This is a genomic window from Streptosporangiales bacterium (assembly GCA_009379955.1).
Classification (GTDB): domain Bacteria; phylum Actinomycetota; class Actinomycetes; order Streptosporangiales; family WHST01; genus WHST01.
The window spans coordinates 1-16,486 of the sequence record WHST01000026.1; the positions used below are offsets into that span (position 1 = coordinate 1).

Consider the following 16,486-nt stretch of genomic DNA (forward strand, 5'->3'; position numbering starts at 1 on the left):
CCGCATCCACTCCGCCGCCGGCTTCTCGTAGTCGATCTTCGTCCAGCTGTCCCCGACGCGGACGTAGTACGGCTCGAAGTCGCGGTGCATGAGCGAGTGGTCGTACGTGAGGCCGCGGTCGAGCAACAGCTCGTTGGTGATACCGCTGAACTCCCACCACGGGGCGACGTAACCGGTCGGCCGCCTGCCCGACCGGCCCTCGAGGAGGTCGATGCAGTGGTGGAGGACGTCGGTCTCCTGCTGCCTGCTCATCGCGATCGGGTTCTCGTGGCTGTAACCGTGAACCCCGATCTCGTGCCCGGCCGCGACGCACGCGTCGAACTCCGCCGGGAACGTCTCGACCGAGTGCCCGGGCCAGAAGAACGTCTGGGTCATCTCGCGGCGGCGGAACAGCTCGAGCAGCCGCGGCACGCCGACCTCACCGGCGAACACGCCGCGGGAGATGTCGTCCGGCGAGTCCTCACCGCCGTACGAGCCGAGCCACCCGCCCACCGCGTCGACATCCACCCCGTAGGCGACGAAGATCTCCTTGGTCATGTGCGCGCACGCTCCCGCTCCGCCCCCGCGACCTGTCAGAACCTGAACAGGCTATGGCCTGCTGCGGTTCTGACAACCCCTCAGAGCCAGTCGACCTGGGGGGCGGGGACGCCGTCGGCCAGCCGTGCGTAGCCGGGTCCGCGCTGGAAGAACGGTTGGTGGTCGCCACGGTGGGCGCGCAGCCGGCCGCGGAGCGCGTCCGACGCGGGCTCGTCGAGCTCCGGGTCGTCCGCGGTGCCGGTGACGACGACGCCGTAGTCGTCGTTGGCGCCCGCAAGCGAGACCTTTCCCCAGCGCAGATCGCGCACGACGTCGGCGTACGGGCGGTCGAGCGGATCACCCCAGCCGCCACCTCCGGTGGTGCGGATGCGGATCACCTCGCCGGCGCCGACGGGTTCGGCGTCGGCGAGCGCGTCGACCTCGCGCTCCCGCGGGCCGCCGGGGTCGATCGTCACCGAGAACGACCGTCCTGCGCGCCCGCCCTTGACGCCCCAGCACGCCAGGATCGACCGGTCGGCGATCGACATGAAGTGGGCGTCGACCAGCATCCGCACGTGCTTCTCGTAGCCGAGCCCGCCGCGGTGCAGGCCGGGCCCGCCGGAGTCGACAGCGAGGCCGAGCGCCTCGACCACGAACGGGAAGCGGCCCTCGGAGAACTCCGTCGGCAGGTTGCGCGAGTCGGGGACCACGTGGATCGTGTCCTCGCCGTCGGCGTACGGGCGTCCGCCAGAACCGCCGCCGAGCACCTCGCGCATGAGGTACGGCCGGCCCTCGGCGTCGTCACCGTAGACGCCGGTGTACCTGATCGTCTCCTGGTCGGCCGGCATCTCGCCGTCGACCGCCTTCGCCACCGCGCCGGCCAGCACGCCGAGCATGCGCAGGATGACGAACGTCCGCGCGTTCGTCGGCGCGGGGAAGACCGGTGTGAGCAGCGTGCCCTTGTCGGGGAAGCGCATCTCGATGAGTGGCACGACACCCTCGTTGACATCGAGCTCGGCCATCCGTTCGGGTCCGTCGGCGAGGTTGCGCAGGATCGGCGCGAGCCACTTCTTCAGGAACACGCCCTCGGCATAGTCACCGCAGTGGTTGATCGGGCCCCTCGCCTGCGGTGCGGTGCCGGTGAAGTCGACGACGAGGTGCTCGTTCTCGGTGTCGTCCACCTTCGTCAGCGTGATGCGCTGGGTGTGCAGGCGCGGCTCGTCGACGCCGTCGTGCTCGGCGTAGTCCTCCCAGACGTACGTGCCAGCGGGGATCTTCGCGAGCACCTCGCGCCGGAACGTCTCGGTCGTCTTGTCGAGCAACGCGTCGAAGCAGCGTTCGACGGTCGCGACGCCATACCTGTCGAACAGCTCGCCGAGCCGTCGCGCCCCCATCAGGCAGGCCGAGCACTCGGCGTCGAGGTCGGCGGCGAGGCTCTCCGGCATCCGCGAGTTGCGGGTCATGATGCGCAGCGCCGCGTCGTTGCGCACGCCCTGGTCCCACAGCTTGATCGGCGGGACCATCAGCCCCTCCTCGAACACCGTCGTCGTGTGCGACGGCATCGAGCCGGGCACCGATCCGCCGATGTCGTCGTGGTGGCCGAACGCCTGCACGAACGCCACGACGTACGGACCGTCGTCGCCCTCGGCGAAGACCGGCACCGTCACGCACAGGTCGGGCAGGTGGCCGATGCCGCCCTCGGAGAGGTAGACGTCGTTGTGGAAGTACACGTCGCCAGGACGCATCGTCTCCGGCGGGAAGTCGCGCGCCACCGGGTGCACGAGCGCGGAGTACGAGCGGCCGGTCAGCTTGCGCAGGTGCCGGTCGTGGATGCCCGCGCGGAAGTCGTGCGCGTCGCGGATCATCGGCGAGCGCGACGTGCGCTCGATGGCGGTCTCGACCTCCTGCTCGACGCTCGCCAGGTAGCCCTCGACGATCTCGACGAGCACGGGATCGACCGCCTCCGCGGACGCGTCGGTGAGCCGGTACCCGTACGGATGCTGCTTCATGCGCGCCCGCTTCCTCCCGCGCCTCCGGCAGGCACCGCGACGACGTCGGCGCCGGTCCGGCGGCCAACCGCGGTCCCTACCTCCGGCGCACTCGTCAGCTCCTGCGCTCCGGTCACGCGGCGTCCTCCTCGTCCTCGGCTTCCTCCTCCGTTGCGTCCGAGGAAGTGGTGGTCATGGCCACCGGATTCTCGGACGCGACGGTGGGGTGCCTGGCGATCAGCACGTTGCCGTGGCGATCCACCTCTGCCCGGAAGCCGGGGTGGATCGGCACGGTCGAGCCGAACTCCTCGAGCACCGCGGGCCCCTCGACGACGTCGCCCCGGCCCAGCCGCGCGCGGTCGTACGTCGACACGTCGAACCACTCGCCGAAGTACGCCTTGCGCGAGCCGGTGCGCGCGGCGTCGGCGCCGGCGCCCTCGCCGACCTCGCGCGGCTGCGGGCTGCGGATCGGGCCGACGCCGGTGACGCGGAGGTTCACCCACTCGACCTGCTGGCGGTCGTCGCCGGCGAAGTCGTAGCCGTACAACCGCCGGTGCTCGGCGTGGAACGCGCCGGCGACCCGCTCGCAGAGGGCGTCGTCGATCTCGCCGGCAGGGACGTCGACGCGCACCTCGAACGCCTGGCCGTAGTAGCGCAGGTCGGCCGTCAGGGAGAACACGCGGTCGGCGTCGGCGAAGCCCTCCCTGGCGAGCGCGGCGTCGGCCTCGTCGCGCAGGTCGCCGAACACCGCGGCCACCGCGACGGGGTCGAGCCGGTCGTGCCGGCGGACGTGCGTGCGCACGTAGTCGTTGCGGACGTCGACGGTGAGCAGGCCGTACGCGGAGAGGTTGCCCGGGTCCGGCGGGACGAGCACGCCGCGCAGGCCGAGGACGTCGACGAGCCGGCACGCGAGCAGCGACCCCGACCCGCCGAACGTGACCATGGTGAAGTCGCGGACGTCGAGGCCGCGCTTCACGGTGACCTGGCGCAGCGCGTTGGCCTGGTTCCACGCGGAGACCTCGAGGACGCCCTCGGCGAGCTGCTCCACGCCCAGGCCGAGGCGGCCGGCCAGGCCGACGAGACCGGTCCGCGCGGCGTCGACGTCCAGCGGGATCTCGCCGCCGAGCAGGTGCGGCGGGATGCGGCCGAGCGCGACGTGCGCGTCGGTGATGGTCGGCTCGTCGCCGCCCTGGCCGTAGCAGATCGGACCCGGCTCCGCGCCGGCCGAGCGAGGCCCGACCTTGAGCGTGCCCTCGGGACTCACCCACGCGACGGAGCCGCCGCCCGCGCCGACCGTGACGACGTCGATCATCGGGATCTTGCTCGGGTACGCGCCGATGCTGCCCTCGGTGGTGAGCGCCGGACGTCCGCCCACCACGACCGCGACATCGGTCGAGGTGCCACCGCCGTCGAGCGTCACCACCGAGTCGACGCCCGCGCGCTCGGCGACGAGCGCCGCACCGAGCGCGCCGGCGGCGGGGCCGGAGAGCACGGTGCTGATCGGCTGGTGCACGACCTCGGTCGCGGACAGCACGCCACCGTTGGACTTCATGACGTAGAACGGGATCTCGTCGTCGCGCAGGTCGCGGAGGCGGCGCGCGATGTTGTCGACATAGCCGCGGATCGCGGGCTTCACCGCGGCGTCGACGAGCGTGGTGACGCTGCGTTCGTACTCGCGGTACTCGCGCAGCACGTCACTGGAGATGCTGACGGTGGCGTCCGGGTGCTCGCGGGCGAGGACGTCGCGCATCAGGTGCTCGTGCGCCGGGTTGGCGTACGCGTGCAGGAAGCAGACGCCGAGCGAGGTGATGCCGCGGTCGCGGAACCACCGGGCGACGGCGGCGGCGCCGTCCTCGTCGAACGGCCTGATCTCGGCGCCGTCGACAGCCAGCCGACCGCCGACCGTGCGCACGAGGTCAGCCGGCACGATGCGGTCGGGCTTCACCCAGAAGTACGAGTTGCCGTACCCGTCGGGCACGGCCTGACGCGCGATCTCGAGGAGATGGCGGTAGCCCTCGGTGGTGACGAAGCCGAGGTCGGCGACCTTGCCCTCGAGCAGCCGGTTGGTCGCGACGGTCGTGCCGTGGCTCACCGCCGTGACCGCGCGCCCGTCAACGTCGAGGAGACCGAGCACCTTGTCGATGCCGGCGAGGAAGCCGTCCGCGGGGTCGGCGGGCGTCGACGGCGTCTTCGTCGTGACGATCTCGCCGGTGTCCTCGTCGACGGCGACGACGTCGGTGAACGTGCCACCGGTGTCGATGCCGATCCGAATCCGCCTCATCAGCGGGCATTCTGCCCTACCACCCGCGTCGCCCACCGCCTGTCGCCTCCGCGCGAATGATCATGTTCAGTTGGTGAAGGTGTACCGAACATGGCGCATGGACCGTGGGAAGCGCGTATTCACCCACTGAACGTGATCATTCGACAGCGGGCGCGGGCGACTAGCGTGGGTGCCCAAAGGGTAGGAGGGCAGCTCATGACCACTGAGACCGTCTTCACGTACGGCGCACCGAACCTCACGTACGGCGCCGGCGCCGCAGCGGAAGTGGGCTACGAGCTCTCCAGGTACGGCGTACGCCGAGTGCTCGTCGTCACGGACCCGCGGGTGGCCGACACCGGCCACCCGCAGCGCGTCGCCGACCAGATGGACAGGTTCGGCATCACGGCGTCGGTCTACGACGGCTCGCACGTCGAGCCGACGGACGCGAGCCTCGCCGCGGCCGTCGAGCAGGCGCGGCACACCGGACCGTGGGACGCGTTCGTCGCGGTCGGCGGCGGGTCGTCCATCGACACCGCGAAGGCGATCGCGCTGCTCACCAGCAATCCGGGCGAGCTGATGGACTACGTCAACGCGCCGATCGGCGGCGGCCGCGCACCGACCGAGCGGCTGAAGCCGCTCGTCGCGCTGCCGACGACCACGGGCACCGGCGCGGAGAGCACCACGGTGTGCGTGCTCGACGTGCTGGCGCAGAAGGTCAAGGCCGGCATCAGCCACGCGTGGCTGCGCCCGACGCTGGCCGTGGTCGACCCCGACCTCACGCTCAGCCAGCCGCCCGGTGTCACGGCGGCGGCCGGCATGGACGTGCTGTGCCATGCGCTGGAGAGCTACACCGCCCGCCCGTACACCGCCTTCCCGCGCAAGCAGGCGGAGCAGCGCGTGCCGTACTGCGGCGCCAACCCGATCTCCGACATGTGGTCGGAGCGGGCGCTCGGCCTGCTCGGCCGCTCGTTCCGCGACGCGGTCGCGCACGGCGACGACCGCGAGGCACGCTCGGACATGGCGCTCGCCGCGACGATGGCGGGCATGGGGTTCGGCAACGCCGGCGTGCACATCCCGCACGCCAACGCGTACCCGATAGCCGGGCGGGTCAGGGACTTCCACCCCGACGGCTACCCACCGGACGAGCCGATGGTGCCGCACGGCATGGCGGTGGCACTCACCGCACCCGAGGCGTTCCGCGTCACGTTCGACGCCGCGCCGGAACGCCACCTCCGCGCCGCCGCTCTGCTCGACCCGGACGCCGGCGACTTCGGCGAACCGTCCGAACGCCTGCCTGCCGTGTTGGTGCGACTGATGCGTGACATCGGCATCCCGAACGGCCTCGCCGCCGTCGGCTACACCGCGGACGACGTCCCCGACCTCGCCGAGGGCGCGATGAAGCAGCAACGCCTGCTCGCCACCGCACCGATCGACGTGACATCGGACACCGTGGCCGGCGTCCTGAGTGCCTCCCTGGTCCTCTGGTAAGCGAGCGCGAGCCGTAACGTCCGAAGAAGTGGTGGCCATCGCCACCGGTTCCTCGGACGCAACGGATCTCAGATCGGCGCGCGCCGGGCGACGACCTCGACCCAGCGCTGGACGAAACGGCCGTCTGTCGTCGCCCATCGCTCGGCTGCCTCGGCGGCGGGGACGAGCACGTCCCGCGTGGCGGCGTCGGCGCCGGGGAGCGCCGCGGTGACGCGGGTGCCGACGTAGCGGGCGAGCTCGGCGTACGCCATGTCGACCCGGTCGTCGGCGACGGTCCGGACGGACGTGAAGCCGGCAGCCACCACCAGGTCGGGCAGCCGTCCGCCGGCGAGGGGTCCCCGCCCGCGAGGCGACGCAGCAGGTAGTGGCCGGCGAGCGCGTCGTCGACGTCGCGGGTGCGCGGGTCGAGGACCGCCCCGGACCAGTCGGAGCTGCACACCACCAGCACGCCGCCGGCGCGCAGGACGCGACGCAGCTCCGCGAGCGCGTCGCCCGGGCGCGCCAGGTGCTCGACGAGCGCATGGGCGAACACCACGTCCGCGGAACCGGTGCGCGCGGGCAGGGCGTACACCGATCCCTGCGCGAAGCGGAGGTTGCGCACACCCGCCTGCCGCGCGGCGGCGACCGTCGGCGCGAGCTGATCTACCTGGCGGTCGACACCGAGCACGGAGCCGTCCGGGACGGACGCCGCCAGGTCGCGCGTGATCGTGCCCGGCCCGCACCCGATGTCGAGGACGAGTCTCGCGTCGGACAGATGCGGGCGCACGGCGGCCGCGCGCGTGTCCGCGGTGCGCCGGCCCATCATCGCCAGCGCGTCCGTGGACCAGCCCGGCGCGTACTCCTCCGCGGGACCCATCCGTCGACCTGTCTAGTGCCGATCCGAGGAAATGACAGGGGACAAGTTCGTCACGACGAGGACGTCCGCGCGGGCCGACGGCTCGTACGGTGCGAGCTTGCCGTCCACCGCATGCGTCGAGGGAGACCTGCAGTGAGACCGAGGAAGCGTACCGATCCGCCGGCGAGCGTGCGGGACCGCATCACGCGGGCGCAGTGGCTGACGCTGCTCGCGACGACCCTTGCCTGGGGCCTCGACGGGTTCGACGGCAGCCTGTTCACGCTGGTCGTCGGGCCTGCCATGACCGAGATCCTCGCCACCGGCGGCGTGCCCGCGGATCCCGACACCGTCAAGTTCTACAGCGGCGTCGCCATCAGCATCTACCTGCTCGGCTGGGCGCTCGGTGCCGTCGTCCTCGGCGTGCTCGCCGACTACCTCGGCCGACTGCGGGTGCTGACCGCCGGCATCCTCGTGTTCGCCGTCTTCACCGCGCTCACCGCCCTCGCGACAGACTTCTGGCAGGTCGCCGTGTTCCGCTTCCTCGCCGGGGTGGGATCGGGCGTGGAGTACCCCGTGGGCGCGACGCTGATCGCGGAGGTCTGGACGAACCGGCACCGAGCACGAGCCGCAAGCGTCATGGCGTCGGGCTACGCCGCCGGCTACTTCCTGGCGTCGGTGACGTACGGGCTGATCGGCGGGTTCGGCTGGCGGGTGACCATCGCGGTCACCCTGGTGCCGGCGTTGCTGGTCTTCGTCATCAGGCGGTTCCTGAAGGAGCCGGAGACCGCCATCGCCGCCCGACGGCAGCGGCGCGCCCTGCGGGAGGTCCCGGGCGCCCGCCCGCCGAGGTTCACGCTCGTCGAGCTGTTCTCCCGGCCGCTGCGCAGGACCACGGTCCTCGCGATGGTGCTGTGCGCCGGCACACTGCTCGCGTTCTGGTCGATCACGACGTGGGCGCCGCAGATGATCCGCGACCTCGCATCGACGGACGGGGAGGCCCTCACGCGTGTCGCCGTCGGCACGGCGTTGCTCAACCTCGGCGGCTTCCTCGGCTACGCCAGCTGGGGCTTCATCGCCGACGCCCTCGGCCGCCGGCCCGCCTTCGTCGTCAGCATCGCGTGCATGTGGGTCGGTTCCGCGGTCCTCTTCCCGTGGGGCTGGGGCTACCAGATGTACCTCGTCGTGCTCCCGGTCATCGGGTTCGGTGTCTTCGGCGCGTTCTCCGGCTGCGCCGTCTGGTTCCCCGAGCTGTTCGCCCCACCGGTCCGCGCGACCGCGATGTCGTTCACGAACAGCTTCGGGCGCATCCTCACCGCGCCCGGCCCGGTCGTCGCGGGGGTCGTGGCCGCGTCCTGGTTCGGCGGCAGTCTCCCGCAGGCGGTCATGGTCGTGGCGACCATCGGGCTCATCGCGCTCATCGGCGTCGCGCTGCTGCCCGAGACACGCGGCGAGATGGTGCACGGCTGGTCGCCGGACGCCGACGGGCCACCGTCTGGTGCGTCGAACCAAGCGTGAGATCCTCGACGCCTCGACGCGTGAACCCACCTTCAAGGAGAGTCCATGACACACGTGCCGAATGTCGAACTGAACGACGGACGGTCGATGCCGCAGCTGGGGTTCGGGGTCTACAAGGTGCCGCCGGACGAGACGGCGGTGTCCGTGCGCACCGCGCTCGACGCGGGCTACCGCGGCATCGACACCGCTGCCCTGTACCGCAACGAGGAGGGCGTCGGTCGCGCGATCGCCGAGTCAGGCGTGCCGCGCGAGGAGCTGTTCGTCACCACGAAGCTGTGGAACGACTGGCACGGCCACGATTCCGCACTCGCGGCGTTCGACGAGAGCCTCGGCAAGCTCGGCCTCGACTACGTCGACCTGTACCTCATCCACTGGCCCGTCCCGTCGCGCGACCTGTACGTCGAGACGTGGCGCGCGTTCGAACGCCTCCGCGACGAGGGACGCGCCAGGTCGATCGGCGTCTCCAACTTCACCGAGGAGCACCTCGGCCGGCTGGTCGCCGAGACCGGCACCGTCCCCGCCGTCAACCAGGTCGAGCTGCATCCCCTGCTCACCCAGGCTCCGCTGCGCGCGTACCACGCCGAGCACGGCATCGCGACCGAGGCGTGGGCGCCGCTGGCCCGCGGCGGTGAGCTGCTCGCCGAACCGGCGCTCGTGGAACTGGCCGAGAAGCACGACCGGTCGCCGGCCCAGGTGGTGCTGCGCTGGCACCTGCAGCTCGGCAACATCGTGATCCCGAAATCCGTGACGCCCGAACGGATCCGGCAGAACATCGACGTCTTCGACTTCACGCTGTCCGACGACGACATGGCGCGGATCGACGGACTCCACACCGGCGTGCGCACCGGCGGCCACCCGGACGAGGTCGCGTAAACGGGTCGGGTCAGCCGGCGCCGAACAACTCGAGGCAGGGCCGCACGCCGGTGACCGTGACCGGTGGGCGGTCCGTCGACTCCCAGTCGTCGCGCGAGAGCCGTAGCCGCTGGGACACGACGACCTTGCCGTCGAGGACGTCCCTGGTGATCCCGTCCGGCCGGTAGCCGAACTTCCGCGAGACGCCGAGCGAGGCGAGGTTGTCGTCGAACGACATCGTCGTCGCCGATTGGCAACCGAGCTCGGCGAAGGCCAGGTGCAGGATCGCGGCGCGCATCTCCGTGCCGATCCCGCGGCCCTGGTGCTCGAGGCCCAGCCACGATCCGGTGATCACCTCACGCCGGATGGGGAACTCCTCCGCCCGCATGTCCTGGATGCCCACCGCTCGACCCTCGTGGAAGACCGCGAGCTCGAGAGCCCAGTCCCCCGGCGTCCACTCGCCCAGCCTGCCCCAGTGCTGCTGGATCACGTGCCGCGCCTGCGCCGCGGGCGGCTGGTCCGTCCACGGCGAGAGGAACGGCCGGGAGCCCGGCGGGTGGACGCCGCGCGCCGCGACCTCGGCCAGCTCGGCGAGCTCGTCCTCGGTGGGCAGCCGCATCTCCAGCCGCGCGGTCGTCACCCGCAGCCCCTTCATGGGCCAGTGGTCCATCATCATGGCCGACAGTCTGCCGGAGATCGAGGCCGCGCACCGCGACCCAGTGTGGTGAAAGAGCAGGCGGTCAGCGGGCGAGGCGGCCGAGTAGTGCGGACGCCACCGCGATCGCGGCGACGGCGGCACCCAGCAGCACGGCGACGTCGAGCAGCAGGTGGTGCGGAGTGCCGACGAGCAGGCCGCGGAGCGCGTCGACCTCGTAGCTGAGCGGGTTGACGTGGCTCAGCACCTTCAGCCACGTCGGCATCACCTCGACCGGGTAGAGCGCGTTCGACGCGAAGAACAGCGGCATGGTGATCGCCTGCCCGATGCCCATCAGCCGCTCACGGGTGAGCACGAGCCCCGCGATCGTGATCGACAGGCAGCAGAAGAACGCCGCGCCGAGCACGACGATGCCGGCCGCCGCGAGCCAGTGCAGCGGGTTCGTGGTGAGGCCGACGCCGAGCAGCGCGGCGAGGACGAGCACGATCAGCACCTGGGCGATGGCGCGTACGCCGGCCGCGAACGCCTTCGCCGTGACCAGCGCCGCGCGCGGTGTCGGCGTCACGAGGAGCTTGGCGAGCACGCCGGCGTCGCGCTCCCAGATCACCTGGATGCCGAAGAAGATCGAGATGAACAGCGCCGACTGCGCGAGGATGCCCGGCGCGAGGAAGTCGAGGTACGGCGTGTCGCCGGTCGGGATGGCCTTGATGCGGGTGAACGTCGTGCCGAAGATGAGCAGCCACAGCGCCGGCTGGATCGTCCGGGTGAGCAGCTCGGTACGGTCGTGCCGCAGCTTCTGCAGCTCGACCAGGCACAGGGCGCCGATCCTGCGCGGCAGGACCAGCAGGTACGTCCCCGCGCCGTCGGGCAACGGTTCTGCGGTCAGGGGGTCAGCGGAGTCGACCCGCGGTGCGTCGGGTCCTGCGGACGTCACGGAAGGTGTCACCTCCCTCGTGCGCCGCGCCGAGGCTGTCGCCCGTGTGGTGCCGGAAGACGTCCTCGAGCGCCGCGTCGGGGCCGAGCGCGGCCCTCAGGTCGGTCGGCGTGCCGCGGGCGCGGATGGCGCCGCGGTGCATGAGCGCGACGCGGTCGCACATCTGGTCGGCCTCGTCCATGTAGTGCGTGGTCATCAGCACCGTCATGCCGGTGCGCTCACGGAGCTCGGCCACGCGCTCCCACACCTCGCCGCGGGCGATGGGGTCGAGGCCGATCGTCGGTTCGTCGAGGATGAGCAGCCGGGGACGGTTGACGAGCGCCTGTGCCAGCTCCAGGCGCCTGACCATGCCGCCCGAGTACGTCTTCACCAGTCGGTCGGCCACCTCGGTGAGCCCCATGGCGGCGATCGCGTCGCCGGCGCGCTCGGTGCGGGTCGCGCGCGGCACGTCGAACAGCCGCGCGAAGAGCATGACGTTCTCGCGTCCGGTGAGCGCGGCGTCGGCCGAGAGCTGCTGCGGCAGGTAGCCGATCGTGCGGCGCACGGCCATCGTGTTCCTGCGGACGTCGCGCCCGAACACGGTCACGCTGCCGAGCCGCACCGGCAGCAGGGTCGTCAGCACGCGGATCGTGGTCGTCTTGCCCGCCCCGTTGGGGCCCAGCAGGCCGAACGCCTCCCCGGCCGCGACGTCGAGATCGACCGCGTCGACCGCCGTGTGCTCACCGAAGCGGTACGTGAGCCCGCGGACGTGCACGGCGGCTCCCGCCGGCGCGTGTCCGTTCTCCGTTCCCATGCCGTCCACAATAGCCTCTGTACCAGAGGTATCGCGAACGCGGCCCTCACCGCAGCCGTGTGTGCACGTCGCGCAGCAGGTCGCCGAGCAGCCCGGCGAGCCGGGCCCGCTCGTCGGCGCCGAGCCCGTCGAGGAGCTCCGCCTCGCGCCCGAGCACCGCGTCGACCGTGGTCTCAACGACGTCGTGCCCCTTCTCCGTCAGCTCGACCAGCACCTCACGGCGGCCCGGCCCTGGCCCCCGCGCCACGAGGCCGGCGCGCTCGGCCCGTGCCACGCGCTGCGAGATCGCCCCTGGCGTGATCAGCGAGCGCGCGGCGAGCTCGCGCGTGCTGAGCGCGTACGGCGGCCCGCCGCGGCGCAGCACGCTCAGCAGGTCGAGCGTGGCACCGTCGACGCGGGCCTCGGCGAGCACCCGGCGCCGGTCGTCGGCGAGCAGCTTCGCCAGCCGGAAGATCGGCGTGACGACGCCGATGGACGACACCGGCGTCCCCGGCCGCTCCCGCTCCCACGCCGCCGCGATCGCCTCCACCGGGTAAGCGGACGGCTCGTCGAGCGGGTACGCCGCGGACGTCGGGTCGTCCGACTTGCCCATGTCGGATCCTCCGGTTAGTTTAGAGCTAAATTTAGACCTGAACGAACTGAGGAGAAGGTATCTGATGACCCGCACCGTCCTGGTCACCGGTGGTGGCACCGGCATCGGCCGCGCCGTCGCGGAACGCTTCGCCGCCGCCGGCGACACGGTCGTCGTGACCGGCCGCCGCCGCGAGCCGCTCGAGCGTACGGCGAAGGAGCTCGGTGACCGCGTCTCGGCTCTCGTGTGCGACAGCACCGACGCCGACTCGCTCACCGCGGCACTTCCCGAGCTGCCGGCACGGATCGACGTGCTCGTGAACAACGCCGGCGGCAACACCGACCTCGACACGGTCGGGTAGAGCACCACCAGCGCGTACAGCGCGAGCGCAGGGAGGACGAATAGGTACGGCACCCGCCCCGGCTCGCGGAGCGGACCCCGGGCCGTCCGGCCGACGCCGGCGGTGAGCGGGACCGTCGACGTCACGGAGTTCCCTTGTCGTACTCCGCGTCGAGCTGGGTCAGCAGCTGCCTGGTGGTGAGCTTCTTGTCGTAGAGGTCCTGCCCGGACTGCAGGAGGGTCTGCTGGGTGCTCCCGTTCGGCCACAGGTAGTTGGCGAACGGCGCCGTCCTGCGCTTCTCGAGCAGCGGCATGATCGGGTCGAGCGTGGTGCTCTCGAGCTTCGCGCCGACGTCGAGGCCCGGCAGCACGCCGTTGGTGTTCGCGTACTTCGCGACGTTGTCCTTCCGCGCGAGGAACCTGAGGAACGCCTTCGCGTTGTCGGCGTTCTTCGACGCGGCGTTGACGGCGAGGAACTCGGGCGCGATGGGGACGAAGGTCTCGTCCGCGTCGTCGGTCGCCGGCAGCGCGAACACGCCGATGTCGTCGGCGCCGCCCTCGGCGTACCCGTGCAGCTGCGGCAGCCCTGCCGAGACCATCAGGATCATCGCGGACTCGCCGGTGGCGACGGACTGCATGCCCTGCTCGGGCGGCACGCCGAGCGCGCCCTCGCTGAAGTACCCGGCGTCACGCAGCTCGAGGAACTTCGCGAACACCTCGCGCCAGCCCTCGTCGTCGACGAGGTTCGTCTTGCCGGCCTTCAGCTGCTCGTCGATGTCGGGGTTGTCGGCGTAGACCAGCGTGGCAGCGAGCGCGTACATCCAGAACTGGAGGTAGACACCACCCTGCAGCGGTGCGGCGATCGGCGTCATGCCCGCCTTGCGCAGCCGGTGGTTCGCCGCGAGGAACTCGGGCCAGGTGGTCGGCACGTCCACCTTCGCCTTGGCGAAGGCCTTCTTGTTGTACGCCATCACGATCGCGTTGCGGCTGACCGGGAAGGCCATGGTCTTGCCGTTCACGTCGGCGAGCGGACGGGCGTCGGACGGCAACGACTTGGTCCACGGCTCGGCCGAGACGTCGGCGAGCTCGCCGTCGGTGCCCAGAGTTCCGACCGCGACGGGGCTGGAGTAGCCGGGCGACACCCTGATGACGTCCGCCGCGGTCCCGGACGTGAGCTGGACGCGCAGCTGCCGGTTGAGCTCGTCCGTCGCCGCGGCCGAGGCGTCGACGGTGACGCCGGACGACTTCTCGTACGCCGCGAAGAAGCTCTTCAGGCCGGCGTTGACCTCGGTGTTGACGTAGGCGGTGAGCTTGCCCTCCGGCTGCTCCTCGCCGCCGGTGTTGACGAAGCCGCAGCCGCTCAGCACCGACGCGCACGCGACGAGGCCGGCGACCGCGCCGCGGGTGCGCGCACCCCGTCTCGTGCGGGCGGTCGGGCGTGGGCCGGTGGATCCGATGCGCGTGGTCATGGGGCACTCCTGGGCAGGGCCGGTGCGACGGGGGACGGTGTCAGTCGGGTCGCCTGGGACGGTTCTGGTGGACCTGTCGGGGAGTGCGGCGTGCCGGGGGCACCCGGCACGATCGCGCCCGAGTCGAGGAGTGCGCCGCGCACTTCCGCGATCGACACGTCCTGCATCGGCTCACCGGCTCGCGCGGAGAGCGCGGCGAGCGCCCCGGCCGCCTGGCCGGTGGCCATCGACGAGGCCTGCACGCGGTACGCGGAGTTGGCGGCCTGGTCGCCGCTGACGGCGCGGCCGGCGACCGCGAGGTACCCGCTCTCGCGGGGGATCAACGCGCCGCGCGGGATGGTGGGGAACGTGCCGTGCGGCAGCGGCCGGATGTCGATGCCGTCGCCCTCGGGCCGGTGGACGTCGACGGGGTAGAAGCTGTAGCAGAGCGCCTCGTCCCAGAGCCGCCCCGACACGTAGTCGTCCTCGGTGATCCGGTCGAGGCCGTCGATGGTGTACGTCTCCCGCACACCGGTCTCGACGGCCCAGCCGTCGATGCGCAGGTCGTGCAGCCCCGGCTGGGCCTTGAGGAACGCGTAGACGCGCATCATGGTGCGGCGGCCGGCGAGCTCGGTCGCCGTCCTGGCGGCACTCGTGCCGCCGCCGACCCCGGTCACGTGGATCGCGTTCTCACCGCGGCTGCGCAGGAACTTCTCGATCGGATGCGACGCCATGTCCTCGGCGCGGAGCGTGCCCCCTGTGATCGCCTGCTCGCGTGCGCGTTCGAGGGCGGGGAGGTCGAGGGCGTCGAGGTCGTAACCGCCGAGCCGGATCATGATGGTGCCCGGCTGGCGTTCGGCGTTGCTGAGCCGGCGGCATCCGGCCAGCGCGACGACGTCGGCGTCACCGGTGCAGTCGAGGATGCGCGCCGCGCGGGTGCGGACGAGCCCCTCCTTGGTGCACAGCGTCACGTCCCAGTGGTTCCCCTGCCAGGCCACCGCGCCGACCATCGTGTGCAGCAGCAGGTGCACGCCGGCGGAGGTGACGGTCTCGTCGACCACCGCGGCGTACACCGCGGGGTTCACCGGCACCTGGAGCTTGAAGTGCGGGAGGTCCCAGCGGGAGAAGTCGGGGAGCTCCGTGCCGGCGAGCTCGACCGAGCGACGCACCATGTACCAGCCGATGCCCGCGATGACCTGGCGTCCCCACGCGTGGAAGAGGCCGGGCAGGGCGACGCCCGCCACGGTCGTGGTGCCGCCGAGCGCGCCGTTCTTCTCGACCAGCAGTGTGCGCGCGCCGAGCCGCGCGGCCTGCACGGCGGCCGGCGCCCCCGCCGGCCCGCCGCCGACGACGAGGACGTCGTACTCGTCGCCCAGGGCCATCAGGCACGCCCCAGCAGGACGGACAGCTCGGCCGCCGCGTCGACGACGGCCACCCGCAACGACTCGTCGAGCGTGCGAGACCGGCGCGCCGCCGGATAGCCGACGCAGAGCGCGGCGACCGTCTGGTCGGTGTGGTCGTTGACAGGTGCGGCGACCCCGCACACCCCGGCGGCCTCCTCCTCGAGGTTGGTCGCGAACCCCTGCCGCCGCACGGTGTCGACGAGCATCCTGAGGCTGTCGGCACCGGGACCCGACGCGACGGCGTCGCGCCATGGCGCGGTGTCGAGCATGCGCTCGCGCCGGGCGTCGGTGAGCCCGGCGAAGAGCACCTTGCCCGCCGCCGTGCGGAACAGCGGAGCGGCCGACTTGTCGGTGAACTGGGTGGTCGTCGGGTTGATGTTGAGCAGCTGCGGGCTGACCAGCACCGCGATGTCGACCCGCTGGGTGTCCTTGAGGACGGCCAGATGCACGGTCTCCCTGGTCTGCTCCCACAGGTCCTTCAGCACCGGCGCGGCGACCGCCGAGAGGTCGCTCTGCGCCAGGTAGGCGCGGTTGAGGTCGAAGAAGCGGGAGCCGAGCAGGTAGTGCCTGGTGCCCTCGTCCTGGCGGATCAGCCCGTGGGCAACGAGCGACGCCAGCAGCGTGCGCCCGGTGGAGGCGTGTAGCCCGACCGCGGTGGTGAGCGCCTTGAGCGACGTGCCCGCGGCCCCGGCGCGCGCGGTGACGTCGAGCAGGGCCATGGTGCGGTCGATCGCCTGGATCGGCGTCCTGCGCCACGGTCCGTCCGTGCCGCCCTCGACCGCCTGGTCGTTCGACATTATCGAAGCTCCTTCGACATTCTGCCGTGACGGTACGACGTGGCGCACGAGGCTGTCAACGGACGGTCCAGGGAGCAGTCGTGCCGGACAGA

14 protein-coding genes and 1 pseudogene are annotated in these 16,486 nt (G+C 71.8%); 4 read left to right on the forward strand and 11 right to left on the reverse strand.

The features are described from left to right. The 3 genes from GEV10_10415 to GEV10_10425 form a co-directional block, all read right to left on the reverse strand. Positions 1-537, reverse strand: a 537-nt coding sequence (locus tag GEV10_10415) for a polysaccharide deacetylase family protein (protein ID MQA78871.1), incomplete at its 3' end; no start/stop codon positions are given. 80 nt (positions 538-617) lie between these two features. Next, entirely contained in the window at positions 618-2,525 is a 1,908-nt protein-coding gene (locus tag GEV10_10420; protein ID MQA78872.1) for a hydantoinase B/oxoprolinase family protein, read from the reverse strand. A gap of 112 nt (positions 2,526-2,637) precedes the next feature. Continuing rightward, positions 2,638-4,785 (reverse strand): hydantoinase/oxoprolinase family protein, encoded by a 2,148-nt coding sequence (locus GEV10_10425; protein MQA78873.1) that lies wholly within the window; start codon positions 4,783-4,785, stop codon positions 2,638-2,640. A gap of 195 nt (positions 4,786-4,980) precedes the next feature. On the opposite strand from GEV10_10425, the gene GEV10_10430 reads away from it, so the two are divergent. After that, entirely contained in the window at positions 4,981-6,252 is a 1,272-nt protein-coding gene (locus tag GEV10_10430; protein ID MQA78874.1) for an iron-containing alcohol dehydrogenase, read from the forward strand. Between the two features lie 68 nt (positions 6,253-6,320). Here GEV10_10430 and GEV10_10435 read toward each other — a convergent pair. Then, positions 6,321-7,108: pseudogene (locus GEV10_10435) on the reverse strand (methyltransferase domain-containing protein). Positions 7,109-7,219: 111 nt separating this feature from the next. Here GEV10_10435 and GEV10_10440 point away from each other — a divergent pair. Next, on the forward strand, positions 7,220-8,602 hold the full coding sequence (locus tag GEV10_10440) for an MFS transporter (protein MQA78875.1): 1,383 nt from the start codon (positions 7,220-7,222) through the stop codon (positions 8,600-8,602). 45 nt (positions 8,603-8,647) lie between these two features. Next, on the forward strand, positions 8,648-9,475 hold the full coding sequence (locus GEV10_10445; GenBank protein ID MQA78876.1) for an aldo/keto reductase: 828 nt from the start codon (positions 8,648-8,650) through the stop codon (positions 9,473-9,475). Between the two features lie 10 nt (positions 9,476-9,485). On the opposite strand, the gene GEV10_10450 is transcribed toward GEV10_10445, so the two are convergent. The 4 genes from GEV10_10450 to GEV10_10465 form a co-directional block, all read right to left on the reverse strand. Next, positions 9,486-10,130, reverse strand: coding sequence for a GNAT family N-acetyltransferase (locus tag GEV10_10450; protein ID MQA78877.1), 645 nt, complete (start codon positions 10,128-10,130; stop codon positions 9,486-9,488). Positions 10,131-10,194: 64 nt separating this feature from the next. Next, a complete protein-coding gene (locus tag GEV10_10455) occupies positions 10,195-10,995 on the reverse strand; it encodes a multidrug ABC transporter permease (GenBank protein ID MQA78878.1) in 801 nt (266 codons plus the stop codon). Between the two features lie 4 nt (positions 10,996-10,999). Then, positions 11,000-11,836, reverse strand: coding sequence for an ATP-binding cassette domain-containing protein (locus GEV10_10460; GenBank protein ID MQA78879.1), 837 nt, complete (start codon positions 11,834-11,836; stop codon positions 11,000-11,002). 46 nt (positions 11,837-11,882) lie between these two features. Continuing rightward, on the reverse strand, positions 11,883-12,428 hold the full coding sequence (locus GEV10_10465) for a MarR family transcriptional regulator (GenBank protein MQA78880.1): 546 nt from the start codon (positions 12,426-12,428) through the stop codon (positions 11,883-11,885). A 64-nt stretch (positions 12,429-12,492) separates the two neighbouring features. Between GEV10_10465 and GEV10_10470 the strand changes: the two genes are divergently transcribed. Next, positions 12,493-12,768, forward strand: a complete 276-nt coding sequence (locus tag GEV10_10470; GenBank protein MQA78881.1) for an SDR family NAD(P)-dependent oxidoreductase — start codon at positions 12,493-12,495, stop codon at positions 12,766-12,768. 121 nt (positions 12,769-12,889) lie between these two features. Here GEV10_10470 and GEV10_10475 read toward each other — a convergent pair whose 3' ends face one another. From GEV10_10475 to GEV10_10485, 3 genes are read right to left on the reverse strand one after another with little or no spacing between them, the layout of a single operon-like run. After that, a complete protein-coding gene (locus GEV10_10475) occupies positions 12,890-14,215 on the reverse strand; it encodes an extracellular solute-binding protein (protein MQA78882.1) in 1,326 nt (441 codons plus the stop codon). Continuing rightward, a complete protein-coding gene (locus GEV10_10480) occupies positions 14,212-15,576 on the reverse strand; it encodes an FAD-dependent oxidoreductase (GenBank protein MQA78883.1) in 1,365 nt (454 codons plus the stop codon). Before GEV10_10480 ends, GEV10_10475 begins: the two co-directional genes overlap by 4 nt. Continuing rightward, a complete protein-coding gene (locus tag GEV10_10485; GenBank protein ID MQA78884.1) occupies positions 15,576-16,394 on the reverse strand; it encodes a helix-turn-helix domain-containing protein in 819 nt (272 codons plus the stop codon). The genes GEV10_10480 and GEV10_10485 overlap by 1 nt, the downstream gene beginning before the upstream one ends. Between the last annotated feature and the right edge of the window lie 92 nt (positions 16,395-16,486).

Excerpts from the sequence above, each read along its gene's own strand:
- GEV10_10450 (MQA78877.1), bottom strand. The coding sequence starts at position 10,130 with ATGATGATGGACCACTGGCCCATGAAGGGGCTGCGGGTGACGACCGCG.
- GEV10_10470 (MQA78881.1), top strand. The coding sequence starts at position 12,493 with ATGACCCGCACCGTCCTGGTCACCGGTGGTGGCACCGGCATCGGCCGC.
- GEV10_10420 (MQA78872.1), bottom strand. The coding sequence starts at position 2,525 with ATGAAGCAGCATCCGTACGGGTACCGGCTCACCGACGCGTCCGCGGAG.
- GEV10_10460 (MQA78879.1), bottom strand. The coding sequence starts at position 11,836 with ATGGGAACGGAGAACGGACACGCGCCGGCGGGAGCCGCCGTGCACGTC.
- GEV10_10445 (MQA78876.1), top strand. The coding sequence starts at position 8,648 with ATGACACACGTGCCGAATGTCGAACTGAACGACGGACGGTCGATGCCG.
- GEV10_10440 (MQA78875.1), top strand. The coding sequence starts at position 7,220 with ATGCGTCGAGGGAGACCTGCAGTGAGACCGAGGAAGCGTACCGATCCG.
- GEV10_10485 (MQA78884.1), bottom strand. The coding sequence starts at position 16,394 with ATGTCGAACGACCAGGCGGTCGAGGGCGGCACGGACGGACCGTGGCGC.
- GEV10_10465 (MQA78880.1), bottom strand. The coding sequence starts at position 12,428 with ATGGGCAAGTCGGACGACCCGACGTCCGCGGCGTACCCGCTCGACGAG.
- GEV10_10430 (MQA78874.1), top strand. The coding sequence starts at position 4,981 with ATGACCACTGAGACCGTCTTCACGTACGGCGCACCGAACCTCACGTAC.
- GEV10_10425 (MQA78873.1), bottom strand. The coding sequence starts at position 4,785 with ATGAGGCGGATTCGGATCGGCATCGACACCGGTGGCACGTTCACCGAC.
- GEV10_10475 (MQA78882.1), bottom strand. The coding sequence starts at position 14,215 with ATGACCACGCGCATCGGATCCACCGGCCCACGCCCGACCGCCCGCACG.
- GEV10_10480 (MQA78883.1), bottom strand. The coding sequence starts at position 15,576 with ATGGCCCTGGGCGACGAGTACGACGTCCTCGTCGTCGGCGGCGGGCCG.